This is a genomic window from Lactococcus muris (assembly GCF_042849115.1).
GTDB classification, from domain to species: Bacteria; Bacillota; Bacilli; order Lactobacillales; family Streptococcaceae; genus Lactococcus; species Lactococcus muris.
Genome location: NZ_BAAFQO010000005.1, coordinates 16,833 through 32,617, shown reverse-complemented (window position 1 = coordinate 32,617; position 15,785 = coordinate 16,833). Strand labels below are relative to the sequence as shown.

The following is a 15,785-nucleotide window of genomic DNA, read 5'->3' as shown; positions in this document are numbered from 1 at the left end:
TTGTTTAGTAATCTTTTATGACGAACAGTATGTGATTGAGGAAGCTCACTGAGAATCAATGCTAAAGAAAATAAATTTACCTCTATTTGAAAATCCTGACATAGAGACAAATATGAACTAAAGTACCTAGCAGTTTATTCACTATTTATTGGGTTAATGAACGAGATCTTGCACAAAAGAATAGCGTGACAAAAGTCAATCAAAATGGTATCATTGAACAGTTGAGGAAAGTGCCTCAAAAAGAATGATAAGGAGACTGATTATGCCTAAGAAAAAAGATACAGAAATTGAAATTATTGATACAGAAACAGGTGTTCAAGTAAAATCAGGGAAAAAAATTATTGCTGAAATCACTGAGGAAAATGGCAGCTTCGTGGCTGTAAGTTCGGGAAAAGAAATTGCTGTTACCCGTGAGTTTTCTGAGGCACTGGAAGAAGCAATAAAAGCTTATAATTTAGGTGTATAATAATGTAAAACCTATGATGAAGATGAATCCCCCCGATATTGAAGTTCATTCGCCAATCAGTCAAGGTGGGTTAACGAATTTTTCGAGGCCTCCATATTTTTCAAAAGATAAAAATAAATGAGCGACAGCGTTCACACAAAGTTTTTTGTCGGGCGCTTCTTTTTAGTTCATGACGAACAATTGGACAAAAGAATTTGAAAAGCAAAGTTATTCATGTGAAAGGACAGGTAAAAGGACAGCGATAGAAGTTGCAACCACAGGAATGGAGGCACATGAATAAAGCTCAGTTTCTGAATTTTGAAAAGCAGAATAAGTCAGTTTAAAGTTTATGGTTTGAAAATATATAAAAACAGAAGGGACAAAAATCTTGCTTCTTCTTTGAAAAAAAAGTAAATTCTTGAAATCCATGAATAAATTTGATAAAATACTTACTGTTGTCGAAAGATAGGCAATGGGGTATAGCCAAGCGGTAAGGCAAGGGACTTTGACTCCCTCATGCGTTGGTTCGAATCCAGCTACCCCAGTTGTTTGCACAGGCTCAAGCTGAGCCTGTTTTTTTTTAATAATTTTTGATAGAATAAAAGTATGTATACAGTAAAAATTGGGCTTGACGCTCACCTTCACGATGAGTTTGTTGCTGCCTCCGGCATGCCAAACCTCTTACAAACTTCAAAATGGGCCACAATCAAGAGCAGCTGGAAATCAGAAATCATTGGATTTTATCAAGAGGATGAATTGGTTGCGAGCAGTATGGTCTTGATTCGACCTCTTCCACTTGGTTTTACAATGCTGTATATTCCACGTGGTATTTTGATGGATTACACAGATAAAGCTTTGTTAAAGTTTGTTTTGTTAGAATTAAGGAAATTTGGTAAAAGTCAAAGAGCACTTTTTATCAAATTTGATCCTGCCTACAAATTTGATGACGCCTATGATATCATGACAAATTTAACAAATTCTGGTGTGGAATACACTGGACGTACGACAGAGATGCATGATACGATCCAACCGCGTTACAATGCGGTCATTTATAGGGAAGATTTTTCAGAAGAAACTCTGGACAAAAAAACACGTCAATTTATTCGCAAGGCCCGAAATTCTTATCCAGAAATTGTTTTTGGTGGAAAGGAGTTAGTTCCTGCTTTTGTTGAATTAATGAAAAAAACTGAGGCACGTAAGAATGTGAACCTTCGTGACGCAGATTATTACACCAAACTTTTGGACACTTATGGCTCAGATGCTTTTATAACTTTGGTGAAATTTGATATGGCTAAAGTTAAAAAAGATATGGAAGTCAACGTGGCAAAAATTAAGGCTAATCAAACAAAAGCCAAAAATGAAAAACGTCTCAAAGTTTTAAGTGAAGAACTTGCAATTGCTGAAAAAAACATTTCTGATATTTCAGCCTTCATTGCTGAAAAAGGAGAAATCATTCCTGTAGCAGGAACCTTGTCTATCAATGCTTTTGGTGCAGCAGAGACACTTTATGCAGGAACAGATACTGCATTTCAAAAATATTACCCTTCGTACTTAGTATGGTTTGAAACGATACAACATGCCTTCAAAAATGGAGCAAACACACTGAATATGGGGGGACTAGAAAATTCTCTTTCAGAAAAAGATGGACTCTTGAAATTTAAAAAGCATTTTAATCCACGAATTGAAGAATACGTAGGTGAATTTGACTTACCCGTAAATAAACTCCTTTATAAAATGGCAAATGCACTGTACAAGCGCCAGAAAACAAAGCATTGAGGGGCAGCAAGAAAAAAAGTTTACAATAGGTTGTAAACTACTACACATTTTCGAGAAAAATGTTATAATGAATATTAGCTATTAGGGAAGGAAGGGGCTTTTTGCCTGTAAACTTGTAAACATGGAATTCAAGCATGACACTGTAATGCTACACGAAACTGTTGATATGCTTGAGGTTAAACCTGATGGCATCTATGTTGATGCAACCCTTGGAGGGGCAGGACATAGTGAATATCTTTTGAGTAAGTTGACAACAGGGCATCTATATTCCTTTGACCAGGATGATGCAGCGCATGAAAATGCTAAAGTTCGTCTGAAAACGGCTTTGGATGAGAACAAAGTTACTCTGATAAAAAGTAATTTCCGCTACTTGCGCTCAAAGTTAGGAGAGCAGGGGATTACAAAAATTGACGGTATACTCTATGATTTAGGTGTATCTAGTCCACAGTTTGATGACAGCCAGCGTGGTTTCTCCTACAAAAAAGAAGCGCGTTTAGATATGAGAATGGATCAGTCTCAGGCACTGTCTGCTTATGAGGTGGTCAATGATTACCCTTATGAAGATTTGGTCCGAATTTTTTACCGTTATGGTGAGGAAAAGTTTTCAAAGCAGGTGGCGCGAAAGATTGAACAAGCCCGTAAGCTTAGACCTATTGAGTTGACAACGGAATTGGCAGACATCATCAAGTCTGCACTTCCACAAAAAGAACTTAAGAAAAAAGGACATCCAGCTAAACGCATTTTTCAAGCAATTCGAATTGAAGTGAATGATGAGCTTGGAGCAGCAGAGGAGTCAATAGAAGAAGCAATTGATTTGCTTAACGTTTCCGGACGGATCAGCGTGATTACCTTTCATTCTTTAGAAGATCGCTTGACCAAAACAATTTTTAAAGAATACAGCACCGTTAATGTCCCTAAAGGATTGCCGCTGCTTCCAAAAGATATGGAAGCCAAACTAAAACTGGTCAATCGCAAGCCGATTCTTGCAAGTGACGAAGAACTTAAGCTTAACAACCGTGCGCACAGTGCTAAACTTCGTGTAGCAGAAAAACAAAGAAATTAACATCTGAAAAAAATAAGTATGGAATTAGAGAGGGGAGAAAAATATGGCCGCACAACCTAAAGAATATTTTGATATTGAAACAGCAGCCAAAAAGGACAGCTATGCAATTTCAAAAGATTCATTGGCACCAGAAGTTTTAGCTAAAAAATTTAAACGCTTTTCTGGAGTTGAAAAAGTATTTTATCTCTCTATGGTAATTGTCGCATTAGTTCTGGCAGTTACTCAGCTCTTCATCCAAACTAAAACGCAAGAAGTAGAAAGTAGAACTCTGCACTATAACAGTCAGATTACTGCTAAAGAACAAAAAAATTCTGAATATGATCAGAAAATTCAGGAGCTCACCTCTCAAGACAAACTTCAAAAAGTTATAGATGACCATGGTATCTCCTACAACTCTGATAATGTATTGAAAGCGACAAAATGAAAAATATTTTTCGAATAATTACCCTTCCTTTCAGACGTATTTCGAAAAAAGCGAAAAAAAGCCATCAAAGGCCTGAAGAAAATCGTAAACGTGTAGGTAAAAGTCTATTTTTGGTAGCTATTGCTCTGTTTGCGATTTTTATATTCCGCTTTGTCTGGATTATTACAGTGAACGAAATCGGTGGTGTCAACCTCTCCGAAATGGCCAAAACGAATTATTTAAATACAACCACTGTCTATGCTAAACGTGGAACAATCTTCGACAGAAATGGTGTCCCTCTGGCTGTAGATGCCAGTGATTACACTGTTTATGCGGTCCTTGATAAAGCACAAGTTGACAACAACAACAATAAGCTCTATGTAGATAAGGCAGACTTCCCAAAAGTTACAGAATTTCTAAATAAAGAGTTGGGGATTGACAAAAAACTCATTGAACAACAATTAAATTCAGGTAAAGCACAAGTCCAATTTGGATCGGCAGGAACCAAAATTCCTCTGGCTAAGATGGAGCAGATGAAAAAGGATGCGGCAGATGCAGGCATAGTCGGGATTGGTTTCACAGCCAATGTGACGCGCTCAAACCCAGAACCTAATTATGCTTCACAGTTTATTGGTATTGCGCAACAGAAAACACCAGGTGATCCAAACTCAGGTTTGGTTGGTATTAATGGCTTAGAGGCTTCCTTTAACGATATCTTGAGTGGCAGCAATGGCGAAGAAACTTATGAAAAAGATCGTTATGGCCGTCCTTTACCTGGAACAACAACAGTAAGCAAACCAGTCAAAAATGGTCAGGATATTTATACAACCTTGGATGCACGTTTGCAAAGCACTCTAGAAACACTCATGGATGAAGCCGTGAAAAGGTCTGGAGGTCAGCAGCTCTCAGCTACACTGATGGATGCGCATACAGGAGATATCTTAGCCACAACGCAACGCCCGACTTTTAGCTCCAATAACTTTAATGATAAGGCAACGCGGGAACAGCCGCATTTTACGGAAAATAGTATGCTTTATCAGTCGCAGTTTGAACCTGGATCAGTCATGAAAACTTTCCTCATGGCCTCAGCTTTGGATAGTAATAAGGTGGACTTGAATGCTTCTTACTATCGCCGTGTAAACTTATACGATGTTGTAATTAATGACTGGGATGCCAATGAGACTGAAGATGGCAGCTTTAAATTACCATCCACAGTTACCTTCGCTGAAGGCTTCATGATGTCAAGTAATACAGGAATGACACGAATTGTCCAAAATATGGGAAATAATCTCTGGGACAGCTATTTGCGTCGTTTTAGATTTGGTATACCTACACGTATCGGTATGGGCGGAGAGCAGTTCGGCTCACTTCCTGACGACAGTAATCCAGTATCTCAAGTCCAATCTTCATTTGGACAAGGGATCAGTACAACTCAAATCCAGCTTTTGCGTGGTTGGACCAGTTTCGCCAATAAAGGCGTAATGCTTGAGCCACACATTGTTGATAGGATTGTAAATAAAGACAACAACACTTATTTGAAAAATCAGACAGAAGTGATTGGGCGACCAGTTTCTGAAAATGCTGTGAACAAAACAAAAGATTTAATGGTTGGTGTTAACACAGATCCAACATGGGGAACTTCTTATCTCACTACCGAATCGCAAGGACATTCTCCTGGTCCACTCTTTATGGTTAATGGGAATACTATGGCTGTGAAGACAGGGACAGCACAAATTGCATCAGAAACGGGAGGATATCTTAAAGGCATGCAAGACAATATTTATTCTGCTGTAGCCATGTATCCACCAGAAAATCCCGACTTTATCTTCTACATGAATATTAAAATTCCGTCAAATCCTTGGTCGTTGACTTACATTTCAGATGTTGCCAACCCATTGATGACACGGGCAGAACAAATCAAGAATCAGGATGCAGCTGCATCAGATATGGCTAATTTAAAAGAGGGTAAAGTTACTATTGGAAATTATGAAGGGGAAGCACCTGGTAAGATTTCAGATGAGCTCCGTCGTAATCTTTTAGCACCGGTCGTTATAGGTCAAGGGACGAAAATAACTGACCAATCTGTACCTAAAGGTGAAGAAGTCAAGGCAAATTCACCTGTCATGCTCCTCACTGATGGGGATCACTTCATGCCCGATATGTTCAAATGGTCTAAAGAGCAAGTTGAACAGCTGGCCAAATGGTATAACTTGAAAGTCGAATATCAAGGTTCTGGTAACCATGTTAACACACAAAGTGTAGTGATGGGAACCAAACTTAAAGATAATCAAACAATCACAGTGACAATGAATTAGGCGAAATTTTTCGCCTCTTTCAATTTTGAGCTAGGAAAGCTCTAACTATAAAAAAGGAAACAAAGTTTCCAAGTAACAGTCGGAGGCACTATGTTAATCACTGCATTTTTAGCAGCTCTAGTTGCGCTGGTTTTAACCATGATTGGAATTCCACGCTTTATTATGTTTTTTCACAAGAAAAAACTTGGGGGACAACCCACGCTTGAAGAAGTAAAACAACATGCCAGTAAGGCAGGTACACCAACGATGGGAGGGCTGGTATTTGTCGTTTCAGCGCTCCTCGTTTCAGCCGTCTTCGCTCTCACCTTTGGCCAATTCACACCCATGTTTATTACAGCATGGTGGGTTTTAGCAATGTACGCGCTGATTGGTTTTTTAGATGACTTCATGAAAGTCTTTAGTCAAAAAAATCATGGGGGTCTCAAAGCCAGCCACAAACTTATAGCACAAATCGCTACGGGTATCGTTTCTTATTTGATTTTGATGCAAGTAGACAGTACAAATGTTCTCAATATTCTGGGCTGGAAAATTGATTTGAGCTGGTTCTTTGCCATTTTCATTATTTTCTGGCTCGTTGGCTGGTCAAACGCTGTGAATCTTACAGACGGTATCGATGGTTTAGCAAGTATCACGGTTGCTATTTCTTTAAGTGCCTATGCTGTCATAGCTGTTGCGCAGGGACGGTATGATGTACTTCTTATCCTCTTATCTGTTATTGGTGGCTTACTTGCTTTCTTTATTTTCAATCACAAGCCTGCGAAGATATTTATGGGAGATGTTGGAAGTCTAGCCCTTGGTGGTTTTATTGCCATGATTTCCATCCTGCTGCATGCAGAGTGGTCCCTTCTTCTGATTGGTTTTATCTACATCTTAGAAACAGTCTCCGTCATGATGCAGGTCTCTTACTTTAAGTTGACACATGGGAAACGTATTTTCCGCATGACCCCCATTCATCACCACTTTGAACTTGGTGGATTTTCGGGCAAAGGAAAGGGTTGGAGCGAGTGGAAGATTGATATCGTGTTTTGGACTGTTACGGCAGTCCTGTCTCTCTTAGCCCTTCTTATTTATTTCAACATATAAAAATTACAGTGCTCTGTAAACTTTGTGGCTCTAGATGAAAAATCTATTGCCATTTTTTTATAGCTGCAGTAATTTATAAAAATGATAGGCCAGTGATTGAATCTCCTTGCTCTACTCCCGTGAAACACCTAAACCATAGCCTTTTAGATGTATTACGCTCATTTTAAGAAGCTTTGTTCTCCTCATCTAAATACTATTTCACTTTCATTTTCTTTTTTTTTTTTTTAATACTCTTAGAGTTTGTAACAAAAAGATTTCTTTTGTTACATCATATTTATGGAGTAGGTGGAAAAATAGAAATGGAACAAAAGAGAAAACTAGGCATCCTTTTAGTCATACTGTCAGTCTTGTTATTGATTTCGGGTACCTTTGCATGGTTCTCCTTTACACAGCGGGCCATCAATGACCGAAGTGGAAATATTAATTTCGAAGAAGTAGGCCGCCTACACGACTACTTTGACCGTGCCTCAGGCAACAAGGATGTCTTCGCCGAGAACTTTGGCGATGCTCCTATCTTGGTGCGCGTAAAACTCCTCGAATACATGGAAATTAATGGCGAATCTCTAGTCCAAGCCGACCCGCAAGAGGTGGAAGACGGTAACGCAGTCCAACCCATCAAAGAAGACACGGGCACATGGACGCCTTGGACACCAGAAGCCTCAGGCAATACAGTCGGCCAACGTGTCGGACCGGGCGCCGTCTTCAATGCCCGGGCCCGCTGGACCGTCGGTTGGAATCCCCGAGCAGCCACAGACGGCTCTGGGCAGCTGAATGCTCCCTACTTCATGCCGACCTTTAACCGCGCCCGCGATGACCACAAGACAGCAGCCGCAGGAGACGGGCGTGACTGGACCCAGTCGGGAGAAGAGGCGGATACATCGGCTAGCCCTAACGGAACCAATGCCGGCGCAGATGCCACAGGGGTTACACATCCCGGGAATGGGACAGATGGCTACTGGAACAGCGGCAGCACAGCCACCTCGCTCCTAGGAACACCGCCCGATACAGAAGCCGGGACACACACGGCTCGCCAAACCGTCATCCAAGACCAGCCGGTCATGTTGCTCAGTCAGTGGAATGCCCTACCCGTTCAAGACCGTGTCGGCAACTTCTGGGTGGTGGATCCCCAGACAGGCTGGGCTTACTGGGCCAACCTACTCTTTCCAGAGGAAGCGACCTCTTTCCTCCTCGATCAGGCTAATTTTTCTACGAGCGGGATTCGGGGAGATTATTACTACGGGATTAAGGCCGTTGCCAATATGGTCGCCAACACAGATGGTGATGTGTCTGCCCTTTGGGAAGAAGCCCCAGAAAACCATAGCGACCTTGCCAAACAGTTAGTGGATGAAGTACGTAATGGCTTACCTATCCTTGGTGAGATGGAGCCGGGGCAGACATTCTCGATGCGTGGCACGCAATACCGCTATCTTGAGAACAAGGGGGATGGAAATCATTTGGTACAAACTGCTAATTTTCATCAGATTACTACTCCATGGAATACTATCTTGGGAGTTGAAGGATATAATGGTTCAAGTTTAGACAGTGCTGCTAAGAACTGGTATAATAACTTGCCCAGCGTTATACAACGCCAAGTACAACCTGTACAAAAAGAATTTACTGGTGCAGGTCCTGATGCGTATATTTTTCTTAATTGGTTTTCGAATGATGCAAGATGGCCTAGTGGGGTGATGCCAGTTGTAGGCACGCCACGAGCCTTTATTCTAGACTTTGAACATCCAGCTTTTACGGATGCTTTGAAAAATGACTTTGCGGAGGTGGACCCTAACGGCGAGAAGAAGGCATTTGCCCTTTCTGTAGCGGAAGTCAACCATCTTTCGGGTCCTGGGAAGGCCTTTCCAACAATGAATTCAAGAAATATGACTGGCGGATGGACACGAACACCGTTTAATGAGACACATTCATGGATGCTTTCGGGACCAGATGCTGCAGCTGCTAGTGGCACATTTAATGTTGTAACACATTGGACTAATGCGGCCGGTGTATTTCCACAAGCTTTATCCATAATCCTCCGCGACCAAGACGGAGCATGGAATTCAAACATATAAGCAGTAATCAGCATGTTCAAAACAATAAAAGAATATACAAACTTTCCCTCTTTTAGAAAAAGATAAGTTTCAATTGAGTGGACTTTAAGATGGATGGCGTATAATTTTCTTGTTATGCATCAAGCATAGCTTAAGCTAAAATACATAAGTAATGGAAAAGGAGCGAAAGCTCTTTTCGTTTTAACTGAGAGTTTAAGAATAAGAAAGGAAGGAGAAGAGAGACTTTAAAACTGATAAATTTTGCAGTCTTTGTTATAATGAATGTATGTGAAAACTCTTTCAAGAATGGAATGGGACATGAATAAAGAAATAATGAATACTCGTTTTGAAGTAGAAGAATTTGAAAAACTTAAGCAAAATCTAGTCAAATACGAATGCGCCTTAGCGGTCATAATGACCGAATTTTCTAATCTCAATGCCTACTATAACGCTTATGAACCGGTTAATCCGATCGAGCACATCAAGAAGAGGATAAAATCCCCAGAAAGTATTGCGGGTAAGTTGAAGAAAAAAGGTTTACCCGTGACAGCAGAAGCTGCTGAACAATATTTATCTGACATAGCAGGAGTAAGAATCATTTGCGCTTACGCCAAAAATATCTACGAAATAGTGGATATTATCAAAAGTCAAGAAGGCTTTAAGGTTATCAGTGAAAAGGATTATTTGGAGCATCCGAAACCAAGTGGCTACCGTTCTTATCATATGATTTTGGAAGTTTATCTTGGTCCCCTTTTTGACAACCAAACTTGCCGCGTAGAGATACAACTTCGTACGTCAGCAATGGACTTTTGGGCGACATTGGAACACAAGGTTCGTTATAAGTATGGTGGGGAAATGCCAGACCACCTTAGCAACGAGCTTCAAGTATGCGCAGAACAAATCCATGCGCTGGATAATCGGATGTATCTTATTCATGAATTAGTAGATATGATAAATGAGGAGGAGATTTAATGACTAAAAAAATATACATTGCGGATGATGATGATAATATTCGCTTAGCAATTAAAGCTTTTTTGGAAAAAGAAGAATTTGAAGTAGAAGATTTTCCGACAGGAGATTTGCTATTGGAGCGTTTTAATCAACAACCAAGTGACTTTGTTATCTTGGATGTCATGATGCCTGGTTCAAACGGTTTTACAATCTTAAAAGCCCTTCGTGCCCAAAGTATAGTTCCGATTATTATGTTGACTGCACGTGACAGTGATTTAGACTATGCCACAGGACTGGACTTGGGAAGTGATGATTACTTTACGAAACCTTTTAGTCCAATGGAGCTGGTCATGCGTGTCAAAGCAATTTTCCGCCGTATTGAGTTTGAAAAACAAAAAAATGAAGAAACAGAGTAAGGAGTAAATATGATGAGGAGAAAACCACTCAGTATTAAAACGCGCTTGCTTCTTACAAATATTGGTTTTGTCTTCTTTGCTTTTCTCTGGATTATCTTAATTTTTAATGTCTTAATCAATAACTATATCAGTAATTCAGCCTCCAGTCAGTTAGCGCAAGTTAGAAGTTATCAAGCACAAGCCACTTCGCCCTCAGGCAGTATATCTATTAATCTAGAAGATGCGCCTCGTGGGAGTTTTAATACACATCCTGTTGCTTTTAATATTAATGAGAAGTATGAAGTTCAGGATTTAGAAAAAGTAGGCAACTTTGAGAAAGAAACAGCAAATCATATTGCTCATGCCTTGAAAAGCCAAAAAGTTTCACTTGATAATGTAAAAAATTACCGCCTTGATATATCAGGGAGCACTTTTTATATCGAAGCGAGTCGTCAAGAATCTGGACTCTATCAAGTGTTGTATGTTGATATCACAGGGATTATTAATTTTACTAACTCGGTGAATCTATTTTTGGTTTCAGTTGCTCTAGCCGTCATCTTAATTTTAAGTTTGGCCGTAACTTTTGTAACGCAAAGACTGATTAAACCATTGTCTATATTAGCGCAATTTGCGACACGGATTGGGCAAGGAGACTTTACTGAATACAAGGGAAGCTTCCAAGACCGTGAACTAGCTACCTTAGCTCATAATATGAATGTGGCTGCAAGACAGCTCGATAATAATGATAAAAATCAAAAGCTTTTCTTTCAAAATGCTTCGCACGAGCTCCGTACACCTCTTATGGCGATTAAGAGCTATGCAGAGGGGATTTCTTATGAAGTAATGGACCCCAAAAAGGCGAGCGAAACGATTCTTTATGAAACCGACCGTATGAGTGAGCTGGTTGAAGATCTTTTGACTCTATCACGTCTTGATAGTCTAGGGGGGCAGCAAGAAATGGAGCGTCAAGATGTCCGAGCAATTATGCAGGATATTGTTAAAGAACAAGAAATCTTCGCAGAGCAAAGAGGCGTGAAGATAACAAGCGTCTTCGATAAAAAAGCAGTCATGCTAACCTGTAACTATAAGGCCTTACGTCGAGCAGTGAGTAATCTGGTTTCAAACGCTATGCGCTATGTGGAAACAGAACTTACGCTCACATGTGTAAATAAAGGGCGTGAAGTTCTCATTTCAGTTGCAAATGATGGGGCTGTCATTGATCCAGAGACCTTGCCACATATTTTTGAACGTTTTTACAAAGGTGCAGGAGGGGTTCATGGTATTGGTTTAGCTATTGTCAAGACCGTTGTTGAACAACACCAAGGTCAAATCGATGTCAAAAGTGAAAATAATCAGACCGTTTTCACGATGGTTTTTAGCAAAATTCCAGAAAAAATGCTTGAAAAGAAAGAGAAAATTTGATAGAATATGACAAGTGCCGTTTTGGCATAAATAAAACTGTTTATCCGCTGGGCCAGTGGCTTTATTGATAAGCAAAAGGAGAAAAAAATGTCTATTTCATTGATCGATTCTATCAATGCAGGTCAACTTCGTTCAGATATCCCTGAATTCCGTCCAGGAGACACTGTACGTGTTCACGCTAAGGTTGTCGAAGGAACTCGCGAACGTATCCAAATGTTCGAGGGTGTCGTTATTGCACGTAAAGGTTCTGGTATCTCAGAAACTTACACTGTTCGTAAAATCTCAAACGGTGTGGGTGTAGAACGTATCTTCCCTCTTCACACTCCGCGTGTTGAAAAAATCGAAGTTATCCGTCACGGTCGTGTGCGTCGTGCTAAACTTTACTACTTGCGTGCATTGCAAGGTAAAGCGGCTCGTATCCCAGAACGCCGTAAATAATTTTGACTTGTCTAACCGCCCTGTTGAGCGGTTTTTCTTTTTGTTAAAATGACTTATAAAAGACAGTGAAATCTGGAAATTAAAAAAGGGAGCAGTTGGATTTGAACTGTTGAACTTTAAAATCTAAATATGACATAATCGAGGCATCAAAAAAGGACTTACGTCAATAAGTCCCATGTAGCCGTTTTAAGAACGGTAACCTAATATTCATGTTAAAATAACGTCAATACTGGCTAAAGTTGGACGTTATTTTTGTTGTTCCTATCATTGAGCATGAGTATTAATGTTGCAAATGCAATCATTAATGACAATGCTTGATACACTGACAAATTTATCGCCTTTATGTTTTGTGAGGTTAGCTCACACAAATATCATAAGCATCATCTCCAGTCGGCGCACCGTCCATTAAACGCCACAAAAATTATTCTGTCATAAAAACAAAACTTACTAGAGCAGTTCAGTTGACACTTACTTGTGATTAAAGCATTTTTGATTTAAAAAGGTTCTGTGATAGAATAAAAGATAAATAAGCAGGCATCAAAAACGGATGAAGAGGAATAAATATGCTGAGTTTTCAGGAACGTATAAAGAATAAAGAAAATAGATTGACAGAGCTAGAGGAAGACTTAGCAAACTATATTCTGAAACATAAGGAAGAAGTGAGTCAAACAAAAATTGTTAGCTTATCACAAAAATTCTATACCGTACCTAATACCATTACACGTTTCTGTAAAAAATTAGGCTATGATAATTTTTCTGAGTTTAAAATAAATCTCAAGCAAGAGTTAGCAATTCCGGAAGTAACGAGCTCTCACAAGGAAATTCTTTTGAAAAACTTTGATCTCATTGATAAAGAACGAGAGATGAAAGTCGTGCAGCTCATGCAGAAAGCTAAATTTGTCAATTTTTATGCCTTGGATCAGACAGGCCTTTTAACTAAAATGTATGTGAAAAGTCTCTTTGCTTTGGATAATAAGTTTCAATTTTTTGAATATCAGCAGGAGATGAAAAAGAAAATTCTGAGCTCATCCAGTGAGCTGTTCTTTTTTGTTTCCTTATCTGGCGAAACACCGTCAGTTTTAGAATTAGCGGCACTGGCTAAGGAGAACAAGCACAAAATTGTTAGCCTTACTAATCTAAAGGGGAACAGATTAGTTCAACTCTCAGACATTTCGCTCTTTTGCTTAACGGAAGAAGAGGAGGTGAACGGTTATAATACAACTGATAAAACGCCTTTACTCTTGATTTTACAGTCGCTTTATTATGCCTATCGTGGAATTTTACACATTTAAAAATATACTTTTCGAAGGAAAAGTGTTTTTTTAGTAGTTTTGTTGAAAGCGTTTTACATTGTGGTAATATTTATTTATAACAAAAATAAAAAGGTAGGTTAAACAATGAGTAACCAAAAGAATCTCTATGCTCCTTTTGATGGGGAAATCCTTAAACTAGAGCATGTTAAAGATCCGATTTTCTCTGAGAAAACGATGGGGGAGGGCTATGCAGTTGAGCCTACAGGAGAAGCCATATATGCTCCTGTTTCTGGCAGAGTAAGAATGGTTCAAGGGCATGCTGCAGGATTTGATACAGCAGATGATTTGCAGGTATTGCTTCATATCGGTATTGATACAGTCAGCCTTGACAAATCAGTATTTGAATTTCACATTAAAGAAGGGGACAGTGTAAAAGCTGGACAAGCTATTGGACGCGTAAATTGGAAAGCTGTTGAAGAAGCTGGACTTAAAAAAACAGCTATCGTAGTCATTACTAATACAGCTGAAAAACTGGAAAGACTCCAGATCAGTGAGGTAGGAAAGGTCAAAGGTGGAAGTCCGATTGGTGAAGCCATTGTAAAAGGAGTAGCTAAAACAAAGACTTCCGAACCTCAGAAGAAAAAGAAAAAATTTGCCTTGGGAGGCTTCTTTCAGGAGTTAGGGAAAACTTTCATGCTTCCAGTTGCCCTTATGGCCTTTATGGGCTTACTCTTAGGTTTGGGAAGTTCATTTTCCAGCAAATCTACTATTGATGCTTTTCCATTCTTAGGCAACGAAGTACTCCAAGTTATTTTCCGTTTCTTTTCCGCAATTGGTGGGTTTGCTTTTAGTAATCTTCCAGTGATGTTTGCGATGGCAATTCCTTTAGGTTTGGCAAAGAAAGAAAAGGGAGTGGCTGCTTTTTCTGGGTTTGTAGGCTACATGGTGATGAACCTCTCGATTAATTTCTTTTTAACAGAACGTGGACAACTTGCGGATGCAGAACTCATGCAAAAAGCAGGGCAAGGAATGGCCTTAGGTGTTCAAACTATCGAAATGGGAGTTCTTGGAGGTATCATTGCTGGTATTATTGTTTACAATCTCCATAAGAAGTTCTACAATATCCAACTTTCAGATAGTTTTGCATTTTTCGGGGGATCAAGGTTTGTCCCGATTATTACAGCTCTAGTAATGGCGTTAGTTGGTTTGCTTATTCCTGTAATTTGGCCGCTCTTTGCTCTTCTTATCCAACAGGTGGGGAGCTTGATACAAGGTGCAGGTATCTTCGGACCTTTCCTTTTCTTCTCTGGCGAACGTTTGCTTTTACCTTTTGGCTTGCATCACATCTTGGTGGCTACTATTCGTTTCACTCAGGCTGGAGGTTCAGCACTCATTGATGGACAAGAAGTGTATGGCGCTTTGAATATCTTCTATGCAGAGCTCTCTAATCGCCTACCTATCTCAGGTTCAGCAACTGCTTTCTTGTCACAAGGAAAGATGCCAACCTTTATGTTCGGTCTTCCGGCCGCTGCCCTTGCGATGTATCGTACCGCTAAACCAGAAAATCGCGCAAAAATAAAAGGACTCTTAATTTCCGGTGTTATTGCAACATTTGTTACAGGTATTACAGAACCAATTGAATTCCTCTTCCTTTTCATCAGTCCATTCCTCTGGATTTTCCATGTTATCATGACAGGTCTTGGTGCATTGATTGTGAGTCTCTTAGGCGTGACAATCGGAAATACAGACGGTGGTGTTCTTGACTTCCTTATCTTCGGAGTGATGCAAGGCTCTTATACACAGTGGTTCTTGATTCCTCTTGTTGGTGCATTTTGGTTTGCAGCATACTACTTTACATTCAAAAAAGTTATTCTTTGGAAAAATTTGAAAACACCGGGACGTGAAGCAGTTATAGAGCCAGAGTATTCAGACAAAGAAATGGCTCACTCAGGAAATACCTCAGGTTATAATGCAGAAGCAATCTTAGCTGCTCTTGGTGGAAAAGAAAACATCGTCACTTTGGATAACTGTATTACACGTCTTCGTTTGATTTTGAATGACGGTAACATTGTTGAAGATGATAAGCTAAAAGATTTAGGTGCTCTAGGTGTCGTACATTTGGATGATACAAGTGTCCAAGTTATCATCGGGACAAAAGTAACAACTGTTCGAAATGATTTGGATAATTTGATTTAG

General features: G+C 39.7%; 14 protein-coding genes and 1 tRNA gene. 14 read left to right on the top strand and 1 reads right to left on the bottom strand.

The window, feature by feature from the left end:
* Positions 1-262 precede the first annotated feature (262 nt).
* The 12 genes from ACGHCK_RS04135 to rplS all read left to right on the top strand — a co-directional run bounded on the left by ACGHCK_RS04135 (position 263) and on the right by rplS (position 12,336).
* On the top strand, positions 263-466 hold the full coding sequence (locus tag ACGHCK_RS04135) for a DUF2969 family protein (RefSeq protein ID WP_202230472.1): 204 nt from the start codon (positions 263-265) through the stop codon (positions 464-466).
* Positions 467-918: 452 nt separating this feature from the next.
* Positions 919-990, top strand: a tRNA-Gln gene (locus ACGHCK_RS04130).
* A 61-nt stretch (positions 991-1,051) separates the two neighbouring features.
* Positions 1,052-2,221 (top strand): peptidoglycan bridge formation glycyltransferase FemA/FemB family protein, encoded by a 1,170-nt coding sequence (locus ACGHCK_RS04125; protein ID WP_271328563.1) that lies wholly within the window; start codon positions 1,052-1,054, stop codon positions 2,219-2,221.
* A gap of 121 nt (positions 2,222-2,342) precedes the next feature.
* Entirely contained in the window at positions 2,343-3,284 is a 942-nt protein-coding gene (gene rsmH, locus ACGHCK_RS04120; protein WP_251420851.1) for a 16S rRNA (cytosine(1402)-N(4))-methyltransferase RsmH, read from the top strand.
* 43 nt (positions 3,285-3,327) lie between these two features.
* Positions 3,328-3,708, top strand: a complete 381-nt coding sequence (locus ACGHCK_RS04115; RefSeq protein WP_202230475.1) for a cell division protein FtsL — start codon at positions 3,328-3,330, stop codon at positions 3,706-3,708.
* The gene (locus ACGHCK_RS04110) at positions 3,705-6,002 is read left to right on the top strand and encodes a penicillin-binding transpeptidase domain-containing protein (protein ID WP_251420849.1); all 2,298 of its coding nucleotides are present in this window, start codon (positions 3,705-3,707) and stop codon (positions 6,000-6,002) included. Before ACGHCK_RS04115 ends, ACGHCK_RS04110 begins: the two co-directional genes overlap by 4 nt.
* A 90-nt stretch (positions 6,003-6,092) precedes the next feature.
* Complete coding sequence (mraY, locus tag ACGHCK_RS04105) at positions 6,093-7,085, top strand: phospho-N-acetylmuramoyl-pentapeptide-transferase (RefSeq protein WP_251420847.1); 993 nt, start codon at positions 6,093-6,095, stop codon at positions 7,083-7,085.
* 299 nt (positions 7,086-7,384) lie between these two features.
* On the top strand, positions 7,385-9,151 hold the full coding sequence (locus ACGHCK_RS04100; RefSeq protein WP_394304477.1) for a hypothetical protein: 1,767 nt from the start codon (positions 7,385-7,387) through the stop codon (positions 9,149-9,151).
* Positions 9,152-9,448: 297 nt separating this feature from the next.
* A complete protein-coding gene (locus tag ACGHCK_RS04095; RefSeq protein ID WP_251423402.1) occupies positions 9,449-10,102 on the top strand; it encodes a GTP pyrophosphokinase in 654 nt (217 codons plus the stop codon).
* Positions 10,102-10,497, top strand: coding sequence for a response regulator transcription factor (locus tag ACGHCK_RS04090; protein WP_202230480.1), 396 nt, complete (start codon positions 10,102-10,104; stop codon positions 10,495-10,497). Before ACGHCK_RS04095 ends, ACGHCK_RS04090 begins: the two co-directional genes overlap by 1 nt.
* A 9-nt stretch (positions 10,498-10,506) precedes the next feature.
* Positions 10,507-11,898, top strand: coding sequence for a sensor histidine kinase (locus ACGHCK_RS04085; RefSeq protein ID WP_271328267.1), 1,392 nt, complete (start codon positions 10,507-10,509; stop codon positions 11,896-11,898).
* Positions 11,899-11,985: 87 nt separating this feature from the next.
* Positions 11,986-12,336, top strand: a complete 351-nt coding sequence (gene rplS / locus ACGHCK_RS04080) for a 50S ribosomal protein L19 (RefSeq protein WP_202230482.1) — start codon at positions 11,986-11,988, stop codon at positions 12,334-12,336.
* 233 nt (positions 12,337-12,569) lie between these two features.
* Here rplS and ACGHCK_RS04075 read toward each other — a convergent pair whose 3' ends face one another.
* The gene (locus tag ACGHCK_RS04075) at positions 12,570-12,665 is read right to left on the bottom strand and encodes a putative holin-like toxin (protein WP_271328266.1); all 96 of its coding nucleotides are present in this window, start codon (positions 12,663-12,665) and stop codon (positions 12,570-12,572) included.
* A 234-nt stretch (positions 12,666-12,899) separates the two neighbouring features.
* Here ACGHCK_RS04075 and ACGHCK_RS04070 point away from each other — a divergent pair, with 234 nt between their 5' ends.
* Positions 12,900-13,628, top strand: a complete 729-nt coding sequence (locus tag ACGHCK_RS04070; RefSeq protein WP_251423409.1) for a MurR/RpiR family transcriptional regulator — start codon at positions 12,900-12,902, stop codon at positions 13,626-13,628.
* Between the two features lie 105 nt (positions 13,629-13,733).
* A complete protein-coding gene (gene malX / locus ACGHCK_RS04065) occupies positions 13,734-15,785 on the top strand; it encodes a maltose/glucose-specific PTS transporter subunit IIBC (protein WP_271328265.1) in 2,052 nt (683 codons plus the stop codon).